Annotated in this window: 1 protein-coding gene; it reads right to left on the bottom strand. The window is 47.4% G+C overall.

What is annotated here, in order from left to right; all coding sequences use genetic code 11:
* The coding region (locus CVN76_RS06365; RefSeq protein ID WP_198512511.1) for a chorismate-binding protein at positions 1 to 778 on the bottom strand (778 nt) is incomplete at both ends.

The following is a 778-nucleotide window of genomic DNA, read 5'->3' on the forward strand; positions in this document are numbered from 1 at the left end:
CCCCCGTCCCATCGAACCGGCAAGACAGGTTGAAAAGACATCATGTCCCTGCTTCTTGATCAAGCGTTCGGGAGTAGCCCCGACAAAGCAGTCGCCGCCCGCTTCCAAACTGAAAATATAGCTTAATGGCTGCTCTGCAATCAATCGTTCGAGCACCTTCCCTGAATTGATGGAGTGATCGAAGGTAAGCCGAAGTTCCCTGGCCAACACGATCTTATCGAGATCGGTCGTCTTGATTTCCTCGACAGCATCCTTGACCGTGCGCTGCCACTCCTCAGGCTGCACCTCCCTCTGCCTAACAAGGGAGTTAGGTCCGCATGGAGCTCCATCCAAGCTTTCGAAAAGGAAAGCTTCCCGTTCATTTATCATATCTCTGAAGAGTTTTTCTGAATCATCAGGCGAACAAAGTAAGTTTGTCGTTAAGTAAGCTTGTTTTCCCACTATTGATAGCATGAAGGCAGGTATATAAAACAGGTTGTCCCCGAATTGGTTCCAAAGGAGCTTACTGTTAGATTCATAATCAAAAGAAAAGCCCCCAAACAGTAAAGGTCCTGTCGCTTCTAAATCGGTCACTCCCGTTTTGACAGCAGTTTCCTGCAGTTTGATCCAGCTCTTTTCGACTTCTCTATAACGTTCGGCATTCGCTGCCGCTTTGAGTTTCTTAACATTGCCTAAACCAGTGATGGTTATTTCCTTTGCAGGATCCTCCCAAAAAAAGCGTTCACCCGCATACCGTTCTCTTCCAGCTTGATAAAATGAAAGGGGGTTGGTGCCTTGA

It is taken from the genome of Bacillus sp. mrc49 (assembly GCF_002803435.1).